Annotated in this window: 26 protein-coding genes; 19 read left to right on the forward strand and 7 right to left on the reverse strand. The window is 33.4% G+C overall.

The annotated features are described in order from the left end of the window. The 9 genes from Q0822_RS11060 to Q0822_RS11100 all read left to right on the forward strand — a co-directional run bounded on the left by Q0822_RS11060 (position 1) and on the right by Q0822_RS11100 (position 9,488). Positions 1–771, forward strand: a complete 771-nt coding sequence (locus Q0822_RS11060) for a class I SAM-dependent methyltransferase (protein ID WP_299123575.1) — start codon at positions 1–3, stop codon at positions 769–771. A gap of 90 nt (positions 772–861) precedes the next feature. After that, a complete protein-coding gene (locus tag Q0822_RS11065) occupies positions 862–1,551 on the forward strand; it encodes an ABC transporter ATP-binding protein (protein ID WP_299123578.1) in 690 nt (229 codons plus the stop codon). Positions 1,552–1,613: 62 nt separating this feature from the next. Continuing rightward, on the forward strand, positions 1,614–1,970 hold the full coding sequence (locus Q0822_RS11070) for a hypothetical protein (protein WP_299123580.1): 357 nt from the start codon (positions 1,614–1,616) through the stop codon (positions 1,968–1,970). A 62-nt stretch (positions 1,971–2,032) separates the two neighbouring features. Beyond that, positions 2,033–2,608, forward strand: coding sequence for a cob(I)yrinic acid a,c-diamide adenosyltransferase (locus Q0822_RS11075; protein ID WP_299123582.1), 576 nt, complete (start codon positions 2,033–2,035; stop codon positions 2,606–2,608). A 162-nt stretch (positions 2,609–2,770) separates the two neighbouring features. Beyond that, a complete protein-coding gene (locus tag Q0822_RS11080) occupies positions 2,771–2,992 on the forward strand; it encodes a DUF2795 domain-containing protein (protein ID WP_008272287.1) in 222 nt (73 codons plus the stop codon). 182 nt (positions 2,993–3,174) lie between these two features. Continuing rightward, the gene (secA, locus tag Q0822_RS11085) at positions 3,175–6,531 is read left to right on the forward strand and encodes a preprotein translocase subunit SecA (protein WP_299123585.1); all 3,357 of its coding nucleotides are present in this window, start codon (positions 3,175–3,177) and stop codon (positions 6,529–6,531) included. 199 nt (positions 6,532–6,730) lie between these two features. Further along, positions 6,731–7,411 carry a hypothetical protein gene (locus Q0822_RS11090; protein WP_299123587.1) on the forward strand — a complete coding sequence of 227 codons (681 nt, stop codon included), beginning with the start codon at positions 6,731–6,733 and terminating at the stop codon, positions 7,409–7,411. 389 nt (positions 7,412–7,800) lie between these two features. Further along, a complete protein-coding gene (locus Q0822_RS11095) occupies positions 7,801–8,184 on the forward strand; it encodes a T9SS type A sorting domain-containing protein (protein ID WP_299123589.1) in 384 nt (127 codons plus the stop codon). 170 nt (positions 8,185–8,354) lie between these two features. Beyond that, positions 8,355–9,488, forward strand: coding sequence for a DUF6624 domain-containing protein (locus tag Q0822_RS11100; protein ID WP_299123591.1), 1,134 nt, complete (start codon positions 8,355–8,357; stop codon positions 9,486–9,488). A gap of 16 nt (positions 9,489–9,504) precedes the next feature. Here the strand turns inward: Q0822_RS11100 and Q0822_RS11105 are convergent, their stop codons facing one another. Beyond that, positions 9,505–10,161, reverse strand: coding sequence for a hypothetical protein (locus Q0822_RS11105; RefSeq protein WP_299123593.1), 657 nt, complete (start codon positions 10,159–10,161; stop codon positions 9,505–9,507). Positions 10,162–10,314: 153 nt separating this feature from the next. Here Q0822_RS11105 and Q0822_RS11110 point away from each other — a divergent pair, with 153 nt between their 5' ends. From Q0822_RS11110 to Q0822_RS11130, 5 genes are all read left to right on the forward strand, one after another. Beyond that, positions 10,315–10,812, forward strand: a complete 498-nt coding sequence (locus tag Q0822_RS11110) for a hypothetical protein (protein ID WP_299123595.1) — start codon at positions 10,315–10,317, stop codon at positions 10,810–10,812. Between the two features lie 47 nt (positions 10,813–10,859). Continuing rightward, complete coding sequence (locus Q0822_RS11115) at positions 10,860–11,267, forward strand: hypothetical protein (protein WP_299123597.1); 408 nt, start codon at positions 10,860–10,862, stop codon at positions 11,265–11,267. 159 nt (positions 11,268–11,426) lie between these two features. Further along, positions 11,427–11,972, forward strand: coding sequence for a hypothetical protein (locus Q0822_RS11120; protein WP_299123600.1), 546 nt, complete (start codon positions 11,427–11,429; stop codon positions 11,970–11,972). A 57-nt stretch (positions 11,973–12,029) separates the two neighbouring features. Then, positions 12,030–12,437 carry a hypothetical protein gene (locus Q0822_RS11125; protein WP_299123602.1) on the forward strand — a complete coding sequence of 136 codons (408 nt, stop codon included), beginning with the start codon at positions 12,030–12,032 and terminating at the stop codon, positions 12,435–12,437. Positions 12,438–12,446: 9 nt separating this feature from the next. After that, complete coding sequence (locus Q0822_RS11130) at positions 12,447–12,971, forward strand: nuclear transport factor 2 family protein (protein WP_299123604.1); 525 nt, start codon at positions 12,447–12,449, stop codon at positions 12,969–12,971. On the opposite strand, the gene Q0822_RS11135 is transcribed toward Q0822_RS11130, so the two are convergent. The 4 genes from Q0822_RS11135 to Q0822_RS11150 all read right to left on the reverse strand — a co-directional run bounded on the left by Q0822_RS11135 (position 12,968) and on the right by Q0822_RS11150 (position 16,490). After that, a complete protein-coding gene (locus tag Q0822_RS11135; protein WP_299123606.1) occupies positions 12,968–13,651 on the reverse strand; it encodes a peptidoglycan DD-metalloendopeptidase family protein in 684 nt (227 codons plus the stop codon). The genes Q0822_RS11130 and Q0822_RS11135 overlap by 4 nt on opposite strands. 96 nt (positions 13,652–13,747) lie before the next feature. Continuing rightward, entirely contained in the window at positions 13,748–15,337 is a 1,590-nt protein-coding gene (locus Q0822_RS11140) for a hypothetical protein (protein ID WP_299123608.1), read from the reverse strand. A gap of 45 nt (positions 15,338–15,382) precedes the next feature. Then, a complete protein-coding gene (locus Q0822_RS11145) occupies positions 15,383–15,949 on the reverse strand; it encodes a hypothetical protein (protein ID WP_299123610.1) in 567 nt (188 codons plus the stop codon). After that, positions 15,933–16,490, reverse strand: a complete 558-nt coding sequence (locus tag Q0822_RS11150; RefSeq protein ID WP_299124175.1) for an RNA polymerase sigma factor — start codon at positions 16,488–16,490, stop codon at positions 15,933–15,935. Before Q0822_RS11150 ends, Q0822_RS11145 begins: the two co-directional genes overlap by 17 nt. Before the next feature lie 210 nt (positions 16,491–16,700). Between Q0822_RS11150 and Q0822_RS11155 the strand changes: the two genes are divergently transcribed. Genes Q0822_RS11155 through Q0822_RS11175 form a run of 5 tightly spaced genes read left to right on the forward strand, consistent with a single transcriptional unit; the run spans position 16,701 to position 21,347 of the window. Continuing rightward, positions 16,701–17,267: a DUF2911 domain-containing protein gene (locus tag Q0822_RS11155; RefSeq protein WP_299123612.1), complete on the forward strand. Its 567-nt coding sequence runs from the start codon at positions 16,701–16,703 to the stop codon at positions 17,265–17,267. A 10-nt stretch (positions 17,268–17,277) separates the two neighbouring features. Then, positions 17,278–18,357, forward strand: a complete 1,080-nt coding sequence (meaB, locus tag Q0822_RS11160) for a methylmalonyl Co-A mutase-associated GTPase MeaB (RefSeq protein WP_299123613.1) — start codon at positions 17,278–17,280, stop codon at positions 18,355–18,357. A 41-nt stretch (positions 18,358–18,398) separates the two neighbouring features. After that, positions 18,399–19,115 carry a glycosyltransferase gene (locus Q0822_RS11165; protein WP_299123614.1) on the forward strand — a complete coding sequence of 239 codons (717 nt, stop codon included), beginning with the start codon at positions 18,399–18,401 and terminating at the stop codon, positions 19,113–19,115. Beyond that, a complete protein-coding gene (locus tag Q0822_RS11170) occupies positions 19,112–19,735 on the forward strand; it encodes a lipid-A-disaccharide synthase N-terminal domain-containing protein (protein ID WP_299123616.1) in 624 nt (207 codons plus the stop codon). The genes Q0822_RS11165 and Q0822_RS11170 overlap by 4 nt, the downstream gene beginning before the upstream one ends. Beyond that, positions 19,728–21,347 (forward strand): glycosyltransferase, encoded by a 1,620-nt coding sequence (locus Q0822_RS11175; RefSeq protein WP_299123617.1) that lies wholly within the window; start codon positions 19,728–19,730, stop codon positions 21,345–21,347. Before Q0822_RS11170 ends, Q0822_RS11175 begins: the two co-directional genes overlap by 8 nt. On the opposite strand, the gene Q0822_RS11180 is transcribed toward Q0822_RS11175, so the two are convergent. Further along, positions 21,334–21,906 (reverse strand): phosphatase PAP2 family protein, encoded by a 573-nt coding sequence (locus Q0822_RS11180; protein WP_299123618.1) that lies wholly within the window; start codon positions 21,904–21,906, stop codon positions 21,334–21,336. The genes Q0822_RS11175 and Q0822_RS11180 overlap by 14 nt on opposite strands. Then, a complete protein-coding gene (locus Q0822_RS11185) occupies positions 21,906–22,133 on the reverse strand; it encodes a hypothetical protein (RefSeq protein ID WP_299123620.1) in 228 nt (75 codons plus the stop codon). Before Q0822_RS11185 ends, Q0822_RS11180 begins: the two co-directional genes overlap by 1 nt. Between the last annotated feature and the right edge of the window lie 12 nt (positions 22,134–22,145).

The following is a 22,145-nucleotide window of genomic DNA, read 5'->3' on the forward strand; positions in this document are numbered from 1 at the left end:
ATGTATCAGGTCATTTCTTACATAAAATTTCTTTTTAAAGCGACCAATCAACACGGTGTGCATTCACCATTTATGTATGATTTTGTTACAAAATGCCTTTATGACAAAAAAAGATATGATGCTTATGAAAAATTAAAAAACTATCGTTTTGAATTAAAAAACTCAACCACAACATTACAAGTTACAGATTTAGGTGAAGGCTCTAAGGTTTTACACTCTAAAGTACGACGTGTACGCAAAATGATTAAAGCTTCAAGCAGTTCAAAAAAAGAGTCTAGAATTCTTTTTAGAATTGTCAACTACTTCAACATAAAATCAGTATTAGAATTAGGCACCTCTTTGGGCATGGGAACTTATGCCTTGGCATTAGCTAAAAAAAATTCTAAAATTATAACAATAGAAGGCTGTCCCAATACCTCAAACTTTTCTAAAGCTCAATTTGAAGCTTTAGATATTAAAAACACAACCTTTATAACAGGGGATTTTACCATAATAATACCAAGATTAAAGGACAAAACCTATGACCTTGTATTCTTTGACGGTCATCATAACAAAGCTGCAACTATAAAATATTTTGAATCTCTTTTACCAAAAGCGCATAATGAAACTATTTTTATTTTTGATGACATCTACTGGTCTAAAGGCATGACGAAAGCTTGGGAATATATAAAGACTCATAATGACGTTACTGTAACTTTAGATTGCTTCCATCTTGGTTTTGTGTTTTTTAGAAAAGAGCAAGCCAAAGAACATTTTAGAATTAGGCTGTAACAACCTAGCAACTTTAACGTCTTATTAAACAAATTAGTTCAAATTCCTGTATCTTGCAGGAACATTTCAAGCAACCAAGACTATTTAATTATGAGTGACAACGTCATCGAAATTAGAAACATCATTAGAGATTTTAAATTAGGACAAGAAACTGTCCACGTATTAAAAGGCATCGATTTAGATATAAAACGTGGTGAGTATGTTGCAATTATGGGACCATCTGGTTCTGGTAAATCTACTTTAATGAACTTATTAGGTTGTTTAGATACACCAACTGCAGGCTCGTATAATTTGAATGGAAAAGATGTTAGTCAGATGAGTGATGATGAGCTTGCTGAAATTAGAAATACAGAAATCGGTTTCGTTTTCCAAACCTTTAATTTATTACCAAGAACTACAGCCTTAGAAAATGTAGCATTACCAATGATTTATGCAGGATCATCTAAAAAACAACGTCAAGACAGAGCAACTGAAGTACTAACTGATGTTGGTTTATCGGATCGTATGGATCATAAACCCAACCAACTTTCGGGTGGACAAAGACAACGTGTGGCTGTTGGTAGAGCTTTAGTAAATAAACCATCGATCATACTAGCAGATGAGCCAACAGGTAACCTCGATTCTAAAACCTCTTTAGAAATAATGCAGCTATTTGATGAAATCCATGCTAAGGGAAATACCGTAATCATGGTAACACATGAAGAAGAAGTTGCTGAGCACGCCAAACGTGTTATTCGCTTACGCGATGGAATGATTGAGAGTGATACTTTTAATGACTAATGATTATTTTTTTCGTAAGGCCTAATTATATATTTTTAATAATAATCATAATTAGTATTTACATGGTATATAAACAAGGTTCAAAAAAATATTCTATTTCCTTTTACAAGAACTTATCAGATCAACAATTGTATAGTGAACTTATTGGGCTTTTAAATTCGATCCTTGAAAGGCAAAACGAAGAATCAGATTATTTACATTCTAACTTCAATAATCATGAAGAATTCTTAACTTATATCAATAAAATAAAAAGTAAGCTTAAGAGCAACAATAAAACTACACTTGAAAATCTAGAATTAGATTTCTTACCAACTAGTACATTTCAAGAATTGTCCATTAGCAATGATTGGTCGAAAGATTACTTAAAATTATCAAAGCGTTTTGATTTAATTCATCAAGTTTTAACAAATCGAGCATAAAACGCTCTCAAAATTCGTTTTCCTCAATTTGCCTTACAACTTTTAACTCGTAACTTTGTTACATGAAAGTATATACAAAAACAGGAGACAAAGGTACCACTGCGTTATTTGGAGGTACAAGAGTCCCAAAACATCATATAAGAATTGATAGCTACGGCACAATTGATGAACTTAACTCTTATATTGGACTCATCAGAGATCAAGATATTGACCAGTTATACAAAAACACCTTAATGGAAATTCAAGATCGCTTATTCACGGTTGGAGCTATTTTGGCTACAGATCCTGAAAAAGCAACATTAAAAAGTGGCAAAGCTAGATTAAATATTCCTAAGATATCAAATGAAGATATTGAGAAGTTAGAAAAAGAAATGGATAACATGGAGGCCAGCCTTCCACCTATGACACACTTTGTTTTACCCGGAGGTCATCAAACCGTGTCATTCTGTCACATAGCACGTACTGTATGCCGTAGAGCCGAGCGTTTAGCTTCACACCTTAACGATATAGAACCGTTTCAGCCCGAAACTTTAATGTATATAAATCGACTTTCTGACTACCTTTTTGTATTGGCACGGAAGTTGTCACATGATTTACAAGCTGAAGAGATAAAGTGGATTCCTAAAAAAGAATCATAACATATATTATCAATATCAGAACAGGATTATCAATTGCAATAGTTAGTCCGAAACAAAAGTTGACGATTACACGTTCTTTATATTAATGATTAATTAATTTAATTTTTTCTTGAATTGTTCAACTAAAAAATTATTTTTGCAAAAATTAAATTTACAACGCAAATGTATTGGACATTAGAATTAGCATCTTATTTAAGTGATGCACCTTGGCCGGCAACTAAAGACGAACTCATTGACTACGCTATTAGAACAGGAGCTCCATTAGAAGTTGTTGAAAACTTACAAGCTATAGAAGACGAAGGTGATTCTTACGACTCTATTGAAGAAATTTGGCCAGACTATCCAACTGATGAAGATTACCTCTGGAATGAGGATGAATATTAACATATAAAATTATCACAAAAAAGTCTCTTGCGTTATTATAACTTAGAGACTTTTTTTATTTTCGGATGCTCGCAATTCGAGAATAAAATTCACTTCAATTGTCACCATCATGGTGACTTTCGAAGTATTTAAAAAACAAAAATAAGGATTGAAACCAATCAATCTGTTACAAAATATTAAATATGACATTTTTAGATAAAGTACTTAAAGTTTTTGTTGGAGATAAATCCAAACAAGATGTAAGTGCTATAACACCAATCGTAGATAAAATAAAAACTTTTGAATCAGCTCTTGAAGCTTTGTCTCATGACGAACTAAGAGCTAAGACTATTGAGTTTAAGGAAAAAATTGCTGAAGCGAGACGTCCACTTCAAACACAAAAAGAAGAACTTTTAGCAAAAGCAGAAGTTACTGAAGACATTGATGAGCGTGAAGATATATATCTCGAAGTCGATAAAATCGATGACGATATCTACGATGTTACAGAAGGTGTTTTAAACGATATTCTTCCAGAAGCCTTCGCAGTCGTTAAAGAGACGGCGAAACGTTTTGTACATAACACTCAAATCCCTGTAACAGCAAATGCTTTTGACCGTGAAATTTCTGGTGAACACGATTACGTTACATTAGAAGGAGATCAAGCCATTTGGGCAAATTCTTGGGATGCAGCTGGTAAGCCAATTACATGGGACATGATTCACTATGATGTTCAGCTAATAGGTGGTGTTGCTATGCACCAAGGTAAAATTGCAGAGATGCAAACTGGTGAGGGAAAAACATTGGTTGCAACGCTTCCTGTGTACTTAAATGCACTTGCTGGAAAAGGTGTTCACTTAGTAACCGTAAATGATTACTTGGCAAAACGTGATAGCGCTTGGATGGCTCCAATATTTCAGTTTCATGGTATGAGTATCGATTGTATCGATTACCACACACCAAACTCAGATGCACGTCGTAAAGCTTATAATGCAGATATTACATACGGAACTAATAACGAATTTGGTTTCGATTACTTACGAGATAACATGGCACATTCGCCAGACGATTTAGTACAGCGTCCGCATCACTACGCCATTGTCGATGAGGTCGATTCTGTATTAGTTGATGATGCACGTACTCCATTAATTATTTCTGGTCCTGTACCAAAAGGTGACGAGCACGAGTTTGATGCTCTTAAACCAAAGGTTCAGCAAATTGAAGACGTACAACGTAAATATCTAGTAGGTGTTTTAGCTGAAGCGAAAAAATTAATCGCAGCTGGTGATACTAAGGAAGGTGGTTTCCAATTATTGAGAGCGTACAGAGGTATTCCAAAGAATAAGGCCTTAATAAAGTTTTTATCTGAAGAAGGTATTAAGCAATTACTTCAGAAAACTGAAAACTTCTACATGCAAGACAACAATAGAGAAATGCCTAAGGTAGATGCAGAACTCTATTATGTAATCGACGAAAAAAATAATCAAGTAGAATTATCTGACAAAGGTGTAGAATTCTTGTCTGGTGAGGATGATCCTGATTTCTTCGTCATGCCAGAAATGGGAACTGAAATTGCCAAGATTGAAGCACAAGGCTTATCCTCTGAAGAAGAAGCGAATCTTAAAGAAGATTTGTTTAGAGACTTTGGGATTAAATCAGAGCGTATTCATACACTTAACCAATTATTAAAAGCTTACGCTTTATTCGAAAAAGACAATCAGTATGTTGTTATGGACAACAAAGTAATGATTGTAGATGAGCAAACAGGTCGTATTATGGACGGTCGTCGTTATTCTGATGGATTGCACCAAGCCATTGAAGCTAAAGAAAATGTAAAGATAGAAGCCGCTACACAAACTTTCGCCACAGTAACGCTTCAGAATTACTTTAGAATGTACCGCAAACTATCTGGTATGACAGGTACTGCGGTAACAGAAGCAGGTGAATTTTGGGAAATCTACAAATTAGATGTGGTTGAAATTCCAACCAATAGACCTATTGCCAGAGATGATAGAGACGACTTAGTTTATAAAACAAAACGCGAAAAATACAACGCTGTTATCGATGAAGTTACAGAACTCTCGCAAGCGGGACGACCAGTACTTATTGGTACAACCAATGTAGAAATTTCAGAGCTTCTGGGTAAGATGTTGAGTATTCGTAAAATCGATCACAACGTCTTAAATGCAAAACAGCACAAAAGAGAAGCAGATATCGTAGCACAAGCAGGTAATGCAGGCCAAGTAACTATTGCCACAAACATGGCAGGTCGTGGTACAGATATTAAGTTGAGTGATGAAGTTAAAGCTGCAGGTGGATTAGCTATTGTCGGTACAGAGCGTCACGATTCTCGTCGTGTAGACAGACAGTTACGTGGTAGAGCTGGTCGACAAGGAGATCCAGGAAGTTCGCAATTCTATGTATCGCTAGAAGATAACTTAATGCGTTTATTTGGTTCTGAGCGTATTGCCAAAATGATGGACAGAATGGGACTGAAAGAAGGTGAAGTAATTCAACATTCTATGATTTCTAAGTCTATTGAACGTGCGCAGAAAAAAGTTGAGGAAAATAACTTTGGTGTTCGTAAACGTTTATTAGAATATGATGATGTAATGAACGCACAGCGTGAAGTGGTGTACAAACGTCGTCGTAATGCATTGCATGGTGAACGTCTTAGAGTAGATTTAGCAAATATGATCTACGATACCTCTGAAGGTATTGCTATGAATAACAAGGATGCTAACGATTACAAAAACTTTGAGTTTGAATTAATCCGTTATTTCTCAATGTCTTCTCCAATTTCTGAAGAAGAGTTTGCAAAAATGGACGCACAGAAAATTGCAGGTGTAATTTACAAGGAAGCATTTAAGCATTATCGTGAAAAAATGCAGCGTGCAGCAGATTTAGCCTTCCCAGTGATTGAGAATGTGTATAATACTCAGCGTGATAAGTTTAAGCGTATTGTAGTGCCATTTACCGATGGTGTTAAGAATCTACAGGTGGTAACCGATTTAGAAAAAGCCTACGAAACCAAAGGTACACAACTGATTAATGATTTTGAAAAGAACATTACACTAGCCATTGTTGATGACGCTTGGAAAACACATTTACGTAAAATGGATGAATTAAAGCAATCAGTACAGTTGGCAGTACATGAGCAAAAAGATCCATTATTAATTTATAAGTTTGAATCTTTCGAGCTGTTCAAGGCTATGATTGACCAAGTAAATAAAGATGTAATTTCATTCTTATTTAAAGGTGAAATTCCACAAGAAACAGCTAACACTATACAAGAAGCTAAACGTCGTAAGCAAGAAAAATTACAAACGCAAAAAGACGAGATTCCTAATATGGATGAACGCGCAGCACAAAACAGAGCTGCAGGGGAAGGAGCTTCTCGCCAACAGCAAGTCGTAGAAACGATTGTTAGAGAACAACCAAAAATTGGTCGTAACGATAGAGTTACTATCAAGCATGTGATGAGTGGTGAAAATAAAACCGTAAAATATAAGCAAGCCATTCCTTTGATTGATAAAGGAGAATGGGTTTTGGTTAATGAGTAAGCCAAATACAAATAGTGTCATTCTGAAAGAAGTTCAGAATCTAAAATTTAAAATCCTGATGCAACCCATCAGGATTTTTTCATATATCAATGCGAACAAAAGTGAAGCAGTTCCACCAGTCAAAGAAAGATTAGTAGTATTACATATTTATAAGTGCATGTATTTTAGTAACTTTAGAAATAACAAACGATTATCTACCATGAAACATATTATTACAGTATTTGTATTAGCAGGAATTTTAATGTCTTGTAATACATCAGACAAAACAAAAACGGTGCAACAACAATCCAATACAACGGAAACCGCAACAGAAAGCACATCAGATAATAGCAATGCACAATTAAAGATTATTGATAGTGATGAAGCCTTAATTGCGACCGCGTTAATGGCTGCGCCAAAAGCAAGCAGAGCAGGATGTAAAGTTATTGGCTATAATATGGCTGGCGAATTTGTGACGCTAAGAGAAGGAAATAATGAATTTATTGTACTTGCAGACGACCCAAAAAAAGAGGGATTTAATGCCGCATGTTATCACAAAGATTTAGACCCTTTTATGGCACGAGGAAGAGCCTTAAAAGCTGAAGGAAAAAAACATCAAGAAATATTTGATATTCGTGAAGAAGAGGTGAAATCAGGTAAACTTAAAATACCAATGGGATTAACCTTACACATTTACTTTGGCCCAAAAACAATGTATAACCCAGAAACCTCAGAAGTAGATGGAGCGCGACTGCGCTATGTGGTTTACATGCCTTATGCTACATCTGCGTCTACAGGTTTACCAGAAGTACCACCTGCTTCAAATCATCCTTGGATTATGAATCCTGGAACACATAGAGCACATATTATGATTTCGCCTTTGCCAGATGAAAAGAATTGAAGATTAAAAACATAAACCTCTTTTTTAAATCCCGATGTGAACTATTGGGATTTTTTTATGACATTAAAAGCCTGCCAAGGGACTTACAAAGGCAAAGGATTTATTAATGCTCTGATATTGCACACCAGTTCTTTAACACTATGATTTCCCACCCTATTTATTTGAAATATACTTCGATATCTTCAATAATTTTGTTAGCTTTTAGTAATTGTAAAACATATTCTTTGAAATCACTTCTCTAAGGCTTGAAAACACAAAATATCATTTATATTACAATAAATAAACGATAAAATACATTTATTTGTAAGAATTTTATACATAAATTATGCATTAGTCATTTAATTTTATATGTTTACAGTTAAATTTTAACAAATCTTAACCTACAAATTATGAAATTAAAATTACTATTAGTATTCACCATATGTGCTATGGTGTCTACAGCACAATCGAAATCGGGAAGTAACACTACTGACAACCCGAACTTAACTGTAGCAACAGACAACAATTTTGCTGTTACAACTCTAAATGAAACCATTAACTTTGACGATGAAATAAAATTGTATCCAACGGTTACGGAAGATCTTATTTATTTTGGAATTAAAGATGATAAGAGTTATAAGTTTACCATTACAGTTTATGATATTTATGGTAAAAAACAGAATGTAGAAATACATGAAGGGACTATTAATATTAATGATTTAGAGCCTGGTATTTACATTGTCCGGTTTACTTGTAAAAAATTCAGCGTTACAAAGAACGTCGTTAGAAAGTAAATCTTTATCTGAGAATTTGAGCCATAATTTTAATTGGCTTTATAATAAGCTTAAAACCACCTTTGTTCTACTTGGTGGTTTTTTGTTTTCAGACTGAATGTGCGTAAGTTTATCACTCTAGTTTTCTTTCACTACTTTAGTCCTAGGCTATTGTTAACAATCATAAACCTATGACAAATCAAATACGAATCGTCAGAATTACACTAATCTTTGTATTAACGCTAATTTTATCTTGTTCAGGGAAAGACAAATCGAAAAAAGCTGTTCAAAAACCTAAAAACTTAATCGCCATTTTAGATACCATTTGGCAAAAAGAACAAACACCACTTCGTTTAAGGGATTCTGTAATGGCTATTTATGGTGCTGAGTCTAAAGAAGCCGATATCTACCAAAAAACATACAGAAAAAATCACGCTGCCAATATTATAAAAGTAAAAGACATCTTAGAAACCTATGGATGGCCAGATTCAACACAAATAGGTACACAACACAATCTAACGATTTGCAATGTGCTACAACATGCAGACCAAGCCACTAGAGAACATTACATTCCTTTAATGAAACAAGCGGTTTTAGATAAAAAGCTAGAACCAAGATTTTTAGTACGTGCTGAGGATAGAATTGCCACAGACAAAGGCGAGTTGCAAATCTATGGTGGACAAATGAAATACTATCCTGAAACAAAAAGTTTTAATGTTTGGCCAGTTTATGATCCTGTTAATATAGACAAAAGACGAGCAGAAATCGGACTTGATTCCATAGCTATATTTCTAAAAAATAGATTTGACTTTAATTGGAATCTTGAAGAACAGATAAAACGATCTCAAGAATTTGAGCTTCTTAGACTACAGGATAATAACATCACTTGTACAGATAAAAGTTGTGAAGGCACCTATGAAGGCAAAGAATTTATTAATGGCTCTGATATTGCACATCAGTTCTCTAACACTATGTCTGCAAAAGTTGGAGATCAATTAAAAGGGCTCTATAATTCTGGCAATTACAGCAAAGTAGATTTTGAAAATATTACTATGACCACAGAAGGTATGGGTTCTGGTAAGGTGAATTATAGTCTATCTATTCCTTTTATGGCTGTCAACCAAAAATGTGAAGCCTATACTGCTTTTGACCATGTTGGTGGCTGGAATCATGCTCCTGCCCTTTCCCAGCGCAAAGAACAGTTAAAAGATGTTCTATTATCAGGACAAAAATTAGACATTAGCAACTTAAAGACCACATCAGAGGGTTTACAAGAGTATTGGATACAATGGAAACATAAAGTTGTTCAAGCTGAGTGTGAGTGATTGAAATCAGGTAACTTTAAAAGCTTCCAACGTTTTTTAAATAAGTATCCATAGCTTCATTTGGCACATCTTTAAAAATAATAGTTCTCTTAAACAACAACCATTTTTCGGTTCTAAGTACATAAGGGCTGAATCCTGAACGGTGAATACCTTTTAGTGATGGAATATTATTAATTTCTACAAATGTTATTACCCATCTTCTATCAGGTCGCTTTTCGTTTTCAATAATTCTTGTGATTGCTGCTGGCATAATTCCTTTTCGTCGCATTGATGAAATAGTAAAACCACCTTCTAATAACATTTCGTCTGCTTCTAAAACAGGAAATGATTCTCCCCAAAATTCTTGAATTTTGTCTTTATACTCCGATGCAATGAGCCACTGTCTAAAGCATGGTTTATTATCTTTAGTAATCGCTACATAGCAAGACGGAATATCTTTTTCTATTAGACCATCATTTTGTAAATCTTGGGTAAAATATCTATCATCTTCTTGTCTAAAAAGCCGTATATCGAGATCAATTTGTGCATCAGGATTTTTAAACTCTATATTTAAATCGCGTTTCAAGCCAAAGGCTTCTGTAGTTGAAAAGACACGTTTAGAAATGCCTTTTATAACAAAGGTGATTTCCCCTTTTTTAATTAATTCGAAAATCCGAAGGATGGTGTTTTTCATTTTAAAGGCGTCTCTAACATTGCTAAATTAGGCTTTTTTTGCATAATGCTAAATCCATCATTTTAAACCGTTTAGATGCTTTTCTAAAATATTTTAATTGCATTGTCAGGATTTTCCTAGTTGCAATTGTTATATAATAAAACTCAAAAGATTATGAAAAAATTAGCATTACTATTAGTTATGGCGCTCGCATTTATGGGCTGCGAAAAAGACGAATTAAACGAAAACCAAGAAAATCTTGCAGAAACAGAGGTGCTTGGTACATGGGAACTGTATCGCGATGAAAATTTAGAATCCATACCAGATGAATGGACAGGAACAGAATGGACAACTGTAGATAAGTGGTTTCAAAACACAAGAGAAAATTCTGAAATTATTCTAGAATTTAAGGAAGATAACACTTTTATTGATCGCTATGCAGACGTGGAAGTTGCTAACGGAATTTGGGGACTTTTAAATGACGGCCGTATCTATTTTGATTATATCCAGGGGGAAACTACAAATGAACAACTTACACAGAGACGTTTTCTTACTATTCATTGTGATAACACTTACTCTATTGAAATAGAAGGTAATGATAGAGCTGTATATTATTATAGAAAAATGGGCACTACAGAATGTGCAGATTTAATAAACTATAATGTGGAATAAGGTGGTTTAAGTGGTTATAATGAACAGTTAAAAAAAAGCAATACACTATGGAAACGATATTTAAAATAAAAAGATTATACATATTACTATTACTGCCGCTAATAGTAGCTACACAATGTGACGATGATGATTTGAGCTCTGGCTTTGAAACCGAATATATTATACAAAACGACACCAGTTTAGACCTTATTCTATTTACTGAGGGAGGAGGACAATTGCCTGTAGCAAGCCAATCTGATTTATCTGTTGCAAGTGACCTTAATCAAACAACAGATCCGATTTCACCCTCAGAATCATTCATTTTTAGCAATATAAAGCTATATAAGATGGAGAATGACAACTTTATATTAGCTTACCAGCAAAATCCTATTGATGATAATTTATGGGTTTTAAGTGAACCTTCTGAAAACAGATTTCAGTATAAGCTAATAATTACAGACGCTTTGATAGATTGATATAAGTATATTTGAAAAAGAACCCTGAAACCCAATGTCTTAAAGATGTTGGGTTTTTTGATGATTTATACTTAAAACTATAGTCAATATTTGTAAAACTTAATGCAAATAGATTTTTTATTATATATTTACTAAGCCCACTTATAAAAATCTATAATTATGAAATCTAAATTAACCTACGTTTTCACAGTACTTGTTGCATTAGTTTTATTCGCCTGTTCACCAGAGAATACAAATAGTATTCCAGAAGAAGAAACTAAAGAATTTGTGTTTAATGGAGTAACCTATAATCTAGTTTCTGCTATCATAACTAACCAAAATACATCGACTAATGATCCAAGTAATATAAGTATTAGGTTATTCAACAAGTCGAGTTCTGAGATTACAGGTAACGGAGATCTAAGTGATGTTACATATATCTATTTCAACTTTGAAGCCGTTAACATTGAGAATAGGACTTATAACGAAATTGAAGATTACGATATTTCTATTAATGGATCTATAATAGATAGTGAGTTCAATCCAGGAACAATATTACTCTCTGATGATCATTCAGAATCTGATGTTTACGCGCAATCCGGTTCTATAACTGTGACCAATTTCACGGAATTCAATATCGTTTTCGCATTTACGTTTACTAGAAATGATGGACAGGTTATTTCTGGTAGTTATGACGGTAATTATTTAGCGCAAAGTATTAATTAAAACTAGTTGATAATAAGATTTTTAGTATCTTAAACCCACTAACTAATCTTTATTATCATGAAAAATGTACTAGCAACTATCGTTGGCTTTATTGTGGCTGCAGCTACAGTTTACATCTTTGAAACGCTTATTGGTCATAGTGTATTTCCATTACCTGAAGGTGCAAAACCTATGGATATGGAATGGATAAAAGACAATATGGATAAAATACCAGTAGGCTCAAAAGTATTTGTGGTTATTGCTCATTTTCTAGGTATAATTGCTGGTATGTTTGTAGCAGCTAAAATTTCTAAAATAAGTTTGATTCCTTCTTATATTGTAGGAGCGCTTATGATTGCCGCAACCTTTTTTAATATTTTTGTATTACCAAAAGAGCTATGGTTTTCATTATCTGATGGCATACTCGCATTTATTGGCTTTATTATAGGCACTTCATTAGCTAATAAACAAATAACTAAATCTTAAAATTTTGGTATGCTTAAGAAAGTCACTCTAACTATTCTGTTTTTTGCACTTAGTATTAATTTAAGCTCTGCACAAAGCTTAGACAACCTAAAAGCTATTAATTCTGTTTGGTCTAAGTTCTACAAGGCTTTTGAAACTTTGGATTATACATTGATGGCAGAAATTCATTCTAAGGACCTCGTTCGTATTTCTGGTGGTAAGCGTATTATAAATTACACGACTTACATTAATAATTATAAAGCTGGTTTTAAACGTGATAAAGAATCAAATCAGTCGCAATCTATCTCTCTTCGATTTTTTGAGCGTATTAATAACGATTCTGCTGCTAGCGAACGTGGTATCTATAAACTAGTAAGAAATAAAGGTACTGAAAATGAACAGGCTTATTATGGACAGTTTCATGTGCTATTCAAAAAAACTAATGGTGAATGGAAAATTACTATGGATTACGATTCTTCTGAAGGAGAAACAATTGGTGAAGAAGATTATAAGAAAGCCTTTGCCATTGATGATTTTGATAAATTTTTAAACTAAAAACCTAAGAGCAAATTAGGATTAGGACAATTGACTTTATAAAATTCTAAGTCCAATTGATTACTCACTCCAGGATAATCACCTATATAATCCTGGATATCTTTTATAATCTGAAAATGCAAATGCGGAGGATAATCACCATTAACCTCAGCAGTTCCTAAAGTAGCTATTCGCTCTCCTTGCTTCAATTCTACTCCAATTTTCAAATCCTCTATTGATACTACACTTAAATGGCCATAAAGTGTATAAAACTCAAAATTTTCGATGCTATGTTTTAAAACTATAGTTGGTCCATAATCGCCATGATTGGTATTATTTTTAAAACTATGTATGCTGCCTGTTAAAGGTGCATAAATCGGCGTATTAGCTTCTATCCAAATATCTAGACCCAAATGAATATTGCGCTCCGTGTCAGGATTTAATTCATTAAAATAATTGCTGCGTTCATATATACCGCGTTTCTCTAGATAACCACCATAGGCGGCTTTAGTATTGTGATTTTTAATATGATTCCAAATGAAATACTCTAAAGCATCCGAAGAGGAAATATCAACTGCTTTTAATTCTGAATTATTAATGGATAAATCTAACGGCACATAATCACATTTTGAAATTGAAGGATCAATTAGTGGATGTGTTTTAATGGATTTTAAAAAGGTTTCAAAATTAGAAACAGACATAAAAATAAAATTTCCATAAAAATAAGAATCTATTTTATGGAAAACAGGAAGAAATACTAGAATTGACCCTCTAAATTATTACATAACTCAAAGGGTTTAATTCATAATAACATTACTAAACTTAGCATTTACGACAATATTTCGGCTAGAACTTTGTCCATCAGAATAATTACGAATGGTCTTGTGGTTTATTGGTTTGTTATTATATTTTGAACGATTGCCTTTAAAATAAAGGGTGTAATCTATATTGCTTGGTAAGTTTACCAAAGCATCACTATTCTCTAGTACTAAATTAAGATTCTTAAAAGATGACGTAAGATTAGAAATTGTTAAATCCCCAAAGCTTCCGTCGATTATTGCGGTATCTGTTAAATTTTCAATATTAACATTAGAAGATTTTGAGTTCAATACTAAGTTACTAGCATTTTTAATCTGAGCTTTATCTACAAAATTAAGATTGAGCGTTCCTAGATTCCATGCGCTTATCACCACTGGAGAATAAGACACATTGATGGAAGTGTCACTTCCATCAATGTTATCAGCTACTAAAAATGAATGTGATATATCTCCTTTCATGTTATAAATAACTGAAGATAACTTTAACTCACCATGTCTTATATTGGTTTTTAGCTTCGCTTTTTTAGGGATTTTAATTTTAATCACTTTTTTTACTTTGCTATTACTACCAGATTCTAAATATCTAGATAAAATCGATTCTTCATAATCTTCATTCCTTTCTCCTAATCGTTCTTGCAAACGTTTCAATCTTTCGCTATCTTTTTTATAGAAATCTGCTTCTTTTTCGAGAGCTTTAGCGCGTTCCTCTATAAGTTGCGCTTTTACATCCATTTTATTCTCAAAACGCTCGCCCCAAGCTTCCATTTTCTCTTCCCATTCTTTACCAAACTTTTCTCCGAACTCTTCTCCCCATTTCTCCATATCTTTTCCAAAGCTCTCGCCAAACTTCTCTCCCCATTTTTCCATATCCTTAGCCCATTTACCTTCAAAACGCTTTCCATACTCTTCTCCCCATTTTGCCATCTTTTCTTGGTAACCAGATTCACCAAACTTACGCGCCCACTCTTCCATACTTTTCTGAAGCGCTTTACCACCTTTCTTTTCATATTTCTTACTCCACTCTGCTAAATAAGCTTCTCCTTCTTTTTGATACTTGTCATAATCAAATGAAATTGATTTTACACCTTCTGGTAATTCTGGTAACTCAGGCATTTCTGGCATTTCAGGCATTTCTGGCATCTCAGGCATTTCTACCATTTCGGGTAAGTTTGGCATTCTAGGCATTCTTGGCATCTCTGGCAAGTCTGCTAAATTTACCTCTAAATCTCTTAATAAATTGCTATAATCTCCATCGCCAAATAAGCCCACACTTCTCCCACCTGTTGATGAGATTATCACTTTATCGGTAGAGCCATCTACTTTAAGATTCCATGCTTTAAGTGCGCGTTCTAATTCTTCTTGAGATAACTTTGAGCTTTCAATATAAGCCTCAACTTCTACGACATCCTTATTCCAGGTTTCAAGTTGTATTTCTACATAACTGGTATTTAAGTCAACTACTACATCCTTATTGACTTTGATAGATTGTGAAGTTTTGCTTAGCGTTTTTTGCGCATAACCAAAAGTGGTTATTAAACATAGCATTAAAATTTTGATTGTTTTCTTCATGATTTTTTTGATTTAACTGTTCGTTTTTTGATTTATTGATTGTGATTATATACTCTCTTGCATAAATGAATCATCATTATATTCTGCAAGTTTCTCTTTAAGACGCATAACAAGATTTAATCTATATTTTAGATTATTGATAAGAGCATCTAGGGTTTCTTCATTAGGTCCATTTTCGTTTAGCTCTATAGTTAACCTATCGTATTCATCATTCAGTTCCTTAAGACGTTGAACATATCCATCAAACAATTCTTTGTTTTGTGGAGTTAATTGCACTTTAGATAATTCTAAATTTATACTCGCCAAATAATAATCTTCAACTTTCTTAAAATCTGGTGATATGTCGCCTAAGGTTTTTATATCAGTATCTGCAACTTCAATTGGTTCTTCAGGATTAACTGGTGAATGAAAAAACTGGTATGCTCCATAACTCAGACCTAATAACACAACAACACTTGCTGCAATACTTAAAAAGTTAAAGCGACTTGTTTTATGTTGCTTAGGCAATTCTTTGTTTAGCTTTTGTAAAAACCGTGCATCGTGCCCTTTAGACATTTTCACATCCTGCTCCTTAGTGTCTTCTTTAAATAAATCTCTAAGATCTTGTGCCATTTTTCTCTAATTTTAATGCGTTTTGCAATTTTTGTTTACCTCTCGATAGTTGTGTTCTCGATGCCACTTCAGAAATATTCAAAATCTCCGATATTTCCTGATGATCATAGCCTTCTACCAAATACAACATCACTACACATTTATATTTTTCTGGGAGACCTTCAATAGCTACTTTCACGTCCTCTATTGTAATCTCATCATCGACCAACCATTCATTTTTGTAATCCGTATCTACTACATTCAAATGATGTTCTTCTAACTCTATTAAACGTTGCTTTTTAGACTTTAAAACATCAATACATCTATTAATCACAATACGTTTTAACCAAGCTCCAAAACTAACTTCAGCTTTATATTGTTCTAATTTTGAAAATGCTTTTATAAATGCTTCTTGCACAATATCCTCTGCCTCCATTGTATCTTTTACAAATCGAAGTGCCACGATTAACATGCCATTACAATACTGATTGTACAATTGCATTTGCGCTTGTCTATCATTCTGTTTGCATTTTTCAACAATATGAATTTGAAACGTACTAATTTTGGTTTTGGTTTTTGATTGATTGCACTTTAAAGACGATACTAAATTTTAAGTGTGACAAAAAAGTTTAATTTTTTTCACAATTATAAGAATTACTTAAAATTCAACGTTTGTATTCTATAAATTTAGGGATTTGAATTATCTTTAAATCCTAAATGTCAATGTTTGGCATTTCTTTAATAAAACTAAATTACTTTAAGATTAACAATTATGCTAAAACGCCTCCTTATCGTCCTGTCAATTCTGGCTTTGGGCTTACTTTTATATTCCGTTTTTGTCGAAAATATTTTCTCTCCACGTTTAAGTCCGAAAGATTCTGCGGAAATCGCACTCAACGATTTAAATTTAAAAGTAGAATACAACAGACCTTCTAAACGCGAACGTGATATTTTTGGCGCTTTAGTTCCTTTTGATAAAGTATGGCGAACTGGTGCCAATGAAGCTACAACTTTTAAGACCAATAAAGACCTTACTATTAACGGTATGCCTCTAAAGAAAGGTAAATACACTATCTGGACCGTACCTATGAAAGATAGTTGGAAAGTGATGTTTAATTCTAGACAATATGAATGGGGAGTTGATGAAAAAATGGAGCCTATGTGGGATCCAAATTATGATGTGATTGAAATTGAAGTTCCTACAAAAGAAATAGATGAAACTGTTGAAGAATTTACTATTGCTTTTGATAATACCACAGGGAATTTAAAATTAACCATGGCTTGGGATAGTACAAAAATCGAAGTCCCAATTGAAGAACAAAGCTCTGAAAAACCTTAACAAATGCTAGTTGGCTAAGAAAGACCAAACATATAAATCTGCTCTAAATGAGCAGGATGGTGTTACACCGCCTGAATCACTAAGTCCTGATTCTGCAAAAACAATAAAGGCAAATCGAAAAAAACAACCCTCTATTGAAGACTTGGTATCTGGAATTACATCTGGAGATATTTCTGCTTTGAGTCGTGCTATTACAATGGTAGAAAGTACAAATTTGACTCATACAAAAAAAGCTAACGACATTATTACAGCTTGTTTACCTTATGCTAACAAATCTATTAGAATAGGTATAACTGGTGTTCCTGGCGTTGGAAAAAGTACCTTTATTGAAGCTTTTGGCAAACATTTAACGAGCTTAGGTAAAAAAGTAGCAGTGCTGGCAGTAGATCCAAGTAGTAGCTTAAGTAAAGGAAGTATTCTTGGAGATAAAACAAGGATGGAGGATTTGGTAAAAGACAAGAATGCTTTTATTAGACCTTCTGCTTCTGGTGATTCACTTGGCGGTGTTGCCAGAAAAACAAGAGAAACTATTATTCTATGTGAGGCAGCTAGTTTCGATACTATCATTATAGAAACCGTTGGTGTGGGCCAAAGTGAAACTGCTGTACATAGCATGGTTGATTTCTTTCTACTTTTAAAATTAGCTGGTGCTGGTGATGAGCTTCAAGGTATTAAACGAGGTATTATAGAAATGGCGGATGCCATTGTAATTAACAAAGCCGATGGTGATAATATCAAAGCGGCACAATCTGCTAAGCTCGAATTTAATAGAGCCTTACATTTATATCCTGAAAAAGACTCTAAATGGTCACCAAGAGTATCGCTTTGTAGTGCTTTAAAACAAGAAGGTATTTCTGAGGTATGGGAAATGATTAAAGACTATGAATCAACTACAAAAGCGAATCATTATTTTGAAACCAACAGAAATAATCAAAATAAGTTTTGGTTATTGCAAACTATTGAAGAACGTTTGAAGTCTAATTTTTATAATTCGGCCAAAGTAAAGGATGAGCTAAAATCACAAATTGATTTAGTTGAAGCAGGAAAAACAACACCTTTTGCTGCAGCTGAATATTTACTTTCACTGTAACAAAAAAACAATACTTTTGCACAGACTAAGCCATCAAATGCATGACATATAAGTTTACCATAATAGTTCCTGTATACAATGAAGAAGATAATTTAGAACGCGTAGAAACTGAACTTTCCCGCTACCTTGAAATTGCTTCTGTTCCTACTTCAATTTTGTTTGTCAATGATGGTTCTGAAGATAATAGCCAAGCACTGATTGAAGCTATATGCGAAAGAAATGAAGCTTTTGAATATATCTTATTTAAAGACAATCGAGGCTTAAGTGCTGCTATAAAAGCAGGTTTTGATTATGTTGATTCTGAACTAGTTGGTTATATAGATTCTGACTTACAAACGGCACCAGAAGATTTTAATATCCTTTTAAAACATATAGATAATCACGAATTAGTAACCGGAGTACGCTCTAACCGAAAAGATTCTTTTGTAAAGAATATGTCTTCTAAAATTGCGAATGGTATTAGACGTGCTTTTACACATGATGGTATGGATGATACTGGTTGTCCACTCAAAGTCATTAGAACGGATTATGCCAAACGTATCCCTATGTTTAGAGGTTTGCATCGCTTTTTACCAGCAATGATTATGTTGCAAAATGGTAGAGTGATTCAAGTACCTGTTAGACACTTTCCACGTATAGCTGGCACAGCAAAATTTGGACTATGGAATCGTCTTCTTGGACCATTAATGGACTGTTTTGCTTATCTCTGGATGAAGAAAAAGTATATTAATTACGAGGTTTCTAAAACCAGCAAATGAAGGATTGGATAATTTACAGTATCGGATTTTTAGCTCAGATTTTGTTTTCTTCTCGGCTAATTATTCAATGGATTACTTCAGAAAAGCAACGTAAAGTTATTACACCAACCACGTTTTGGACATTGAGTTTAATTGCCTCATTCTTACTTTTCATTTATGGCTATTTACGATTAGACTTTGCTATTATGCTCGGACAAAGTTTAACTTACTTCATTTATATCAGAAATTTGCAACTGCAAGGACAATGGCAGAGGTATCCTAAAATAGTTCGTTATTTATTATTCATAGTCCCTGTACTGATTGTCATTTTTTACTACAATAACAACAAAATTGATATTGAATTACTCTTTAAAAATGAAGCTATACCGACTTGGTTACTCATTTTAGGAGTTGTAGCCCAAGTGATTTTTACGTTGCGCTTTGTGTACCAATGGATTCATGCTGAACGTAATAAAGAATCATCATTACCAATGGGGTTTTGGGTGTTAAGCTTAATTGGTGCAGGTTTAATATTATCTTATGCAATCATTAGAGAAGATCCTGTATTATTTGTAGGTCATTTATTTGGCTTAGTGATTTACGCTAGAAATGCTTATTTAATAAGACAAACCAATGATTAAGGTTATAGAAAAATATCCTATTCTTAGTCTGTTACTTTTTGTAATAGTAATGCTTGGTTTTACTATAGACTCAATTCCTGTTACCATAATGGAAGCTCGAAATTTTATTTCGGCCAGAGAAATGTTAACTGATGACAATTGGATTTTAACTACCATGAATGGAGAGGCTCGTTACCAAAAACCACCTTTACCAACTTGGATCACGGCTGTTTTTGGTTACTTGTTTGGGATGAAATCAGTCTTAGCATTACGTTGGCCAGCGTTACTATTTTTAGCCAGCATTGGCATTTCAACTTATCTATTATCTAAAAAATTAGAGCTCACTAAATCCCATAGTTTAATTAATGGTTTTATTGTGCTTACCTCATTCTACGTTATTGGAATCACTATAGAAGCTCCTTGGGATATTTATACGCATGGTTTTATGCTTATGGCGTTGTATCAGTTATTCTTGATGTTTCAAGATGGTAAAACGCCAATTACACACAGTCTGCTATTTGTATTATTTCTAGCTGGCTCAGTATTATCAAAAGGACCAATTTCATTATATGCATTGTTTTTACCATTTATAATTGCTTATGGTATTGCATTTAAATTTAAAGGAGGTGCACTTCATAATTTAAAATTATTTAGCCTTTTAATCTTTGGTATTGTATTAGGGGGTTGGTGGTATTTTCATGTAAGAGTTGCGGACCCTGAAACATTTACTGCTATTACAGAACGTGAAACCTCTAACTGGAGTAGTTATAATGTGAGGCCTTTCTATTATTACTGGAGTTTCTTTGTACAGAGTGGTATTTGGACCATACCTGCATTTATTAGCTTACTTTATCCTTACTTAAAATCTAGGGTTTCAAATTTAAAAGCTTACAGGTTCAGTTTTTATTGGACAATTTTTGCGGTTGTTTTACTATCAATTATCCCAGAAAAGAAATCACGCTATCTCATGCCAGTCTTAATTCCTTTAGCCATTAATATTGGATTTTATATTGAGTATTTGATTCGTGAATTTAAAAATCTAAAGGCTAAGAAAGAGACCATTCCTGTTTATTTTCAATTTGGTTTAATTGCATCAATAGCCTCTTTATTTTGGGCAGTTTGGTTTTTTTCTAGTTCTATCTTAACAGGTGAAGCATTAATCAGGTTTATAATTACAGCCATAGTATTGTTAATTAATGGACTTTTAATTTTCAAAAATCTAAAAAACAAGAATATTAAAAATGTATTCTATTTGGTTGTAGGATTTATGCTTACTATGGGTTTAATTGGGCTTCCTATTTCAAAAGTGCATATACAAGAAGATTATAAAGATTTTTCAGGATTCGAAACGATCAATAGTCCTTTATATCGAATAGAAGGTATTGAACCTGAAACTATTTATAACTATGGAGATAAAATTACTAATATAAAAACAGAAGAAGGGTTTCTTATTCCTAATGAACTAGAATTCTACATACTAACAAAAGGAACCGATCCTAAAACTATTGATGAATTATCGGCATACTATAATATTGAATTTATTGCAACTTACGATTTAAATACCGCATCAAAAGATTCTAGATCTTACAGAACACGTTTGGTAAATCAACTTTATAGACTTACTCGGAAGTAGAACGCTTCAAAAGATATTTGTTCAATTTATAAAATGCAAAACCAGATAAAGCACCAAATGTCATTCCACATAATATATCTATTGGGTAATGTACACCAACATATATACGACTATAAGCAACAATAAAACTCCAAAACAGAAGTATAAAAATTAGTTTTTTATAATATGGTCTTAACACCAAACCACCAAAGACTGCCGCAGCCATAGAGTTAGCTGCATGGCCAGAGAAAAAACTTCTATTTGTACTACAACGCTCTGCAATATATCGTATCGTATCCATTATATCTTCGCAAGCGCATGGCCTAAACCTATTGACAGAACGTTTTACTAAATTTGTCGTCTGGTCTGTAAACGTAATCATTGCTGCAATGACCAAAACCATAATTAACAAGGACTTTAAGCCATATTTTTTATAAATAAGAAATAGAAGAATGGCATATAAAGGTGCAAAAGTGAATTCATCTGTAATTACCAGCCATAGACCATCCCAAGTTGTAGACCCAAGTGAGTTTAGGAATATAAAAAGTTCTGTATCTAGTTCTAAAAGTTGTTCTAACATTAATCGTCGTAACGCGCTATTTCTCTATCGTAAAAATTTGTAGCTTGTTGAATGTAGTTTTCCGTTTCTGTCTCTAATTCCTTTTCATCATGTTGGTCAAACTCCTCAAACCATTCTACTTCGTCGTTTTCGAGATTAATAATGAATCTAGGAAATTCGGTATGAATAATAAAGATCGCATTTGGATGATCTGTATTGTCGCCTAAGATGAATTTTGGTAATTCCATTCTATAAGTTAA

Source organism: uncultured Winogradskyella sp. (genome assembly GCF_947496485.1).
GTDB lineage: Bacteria > Bacteroidota > Bacteroidia > Flavobacteriales > Flavobacteriaceae > Winogradskyella.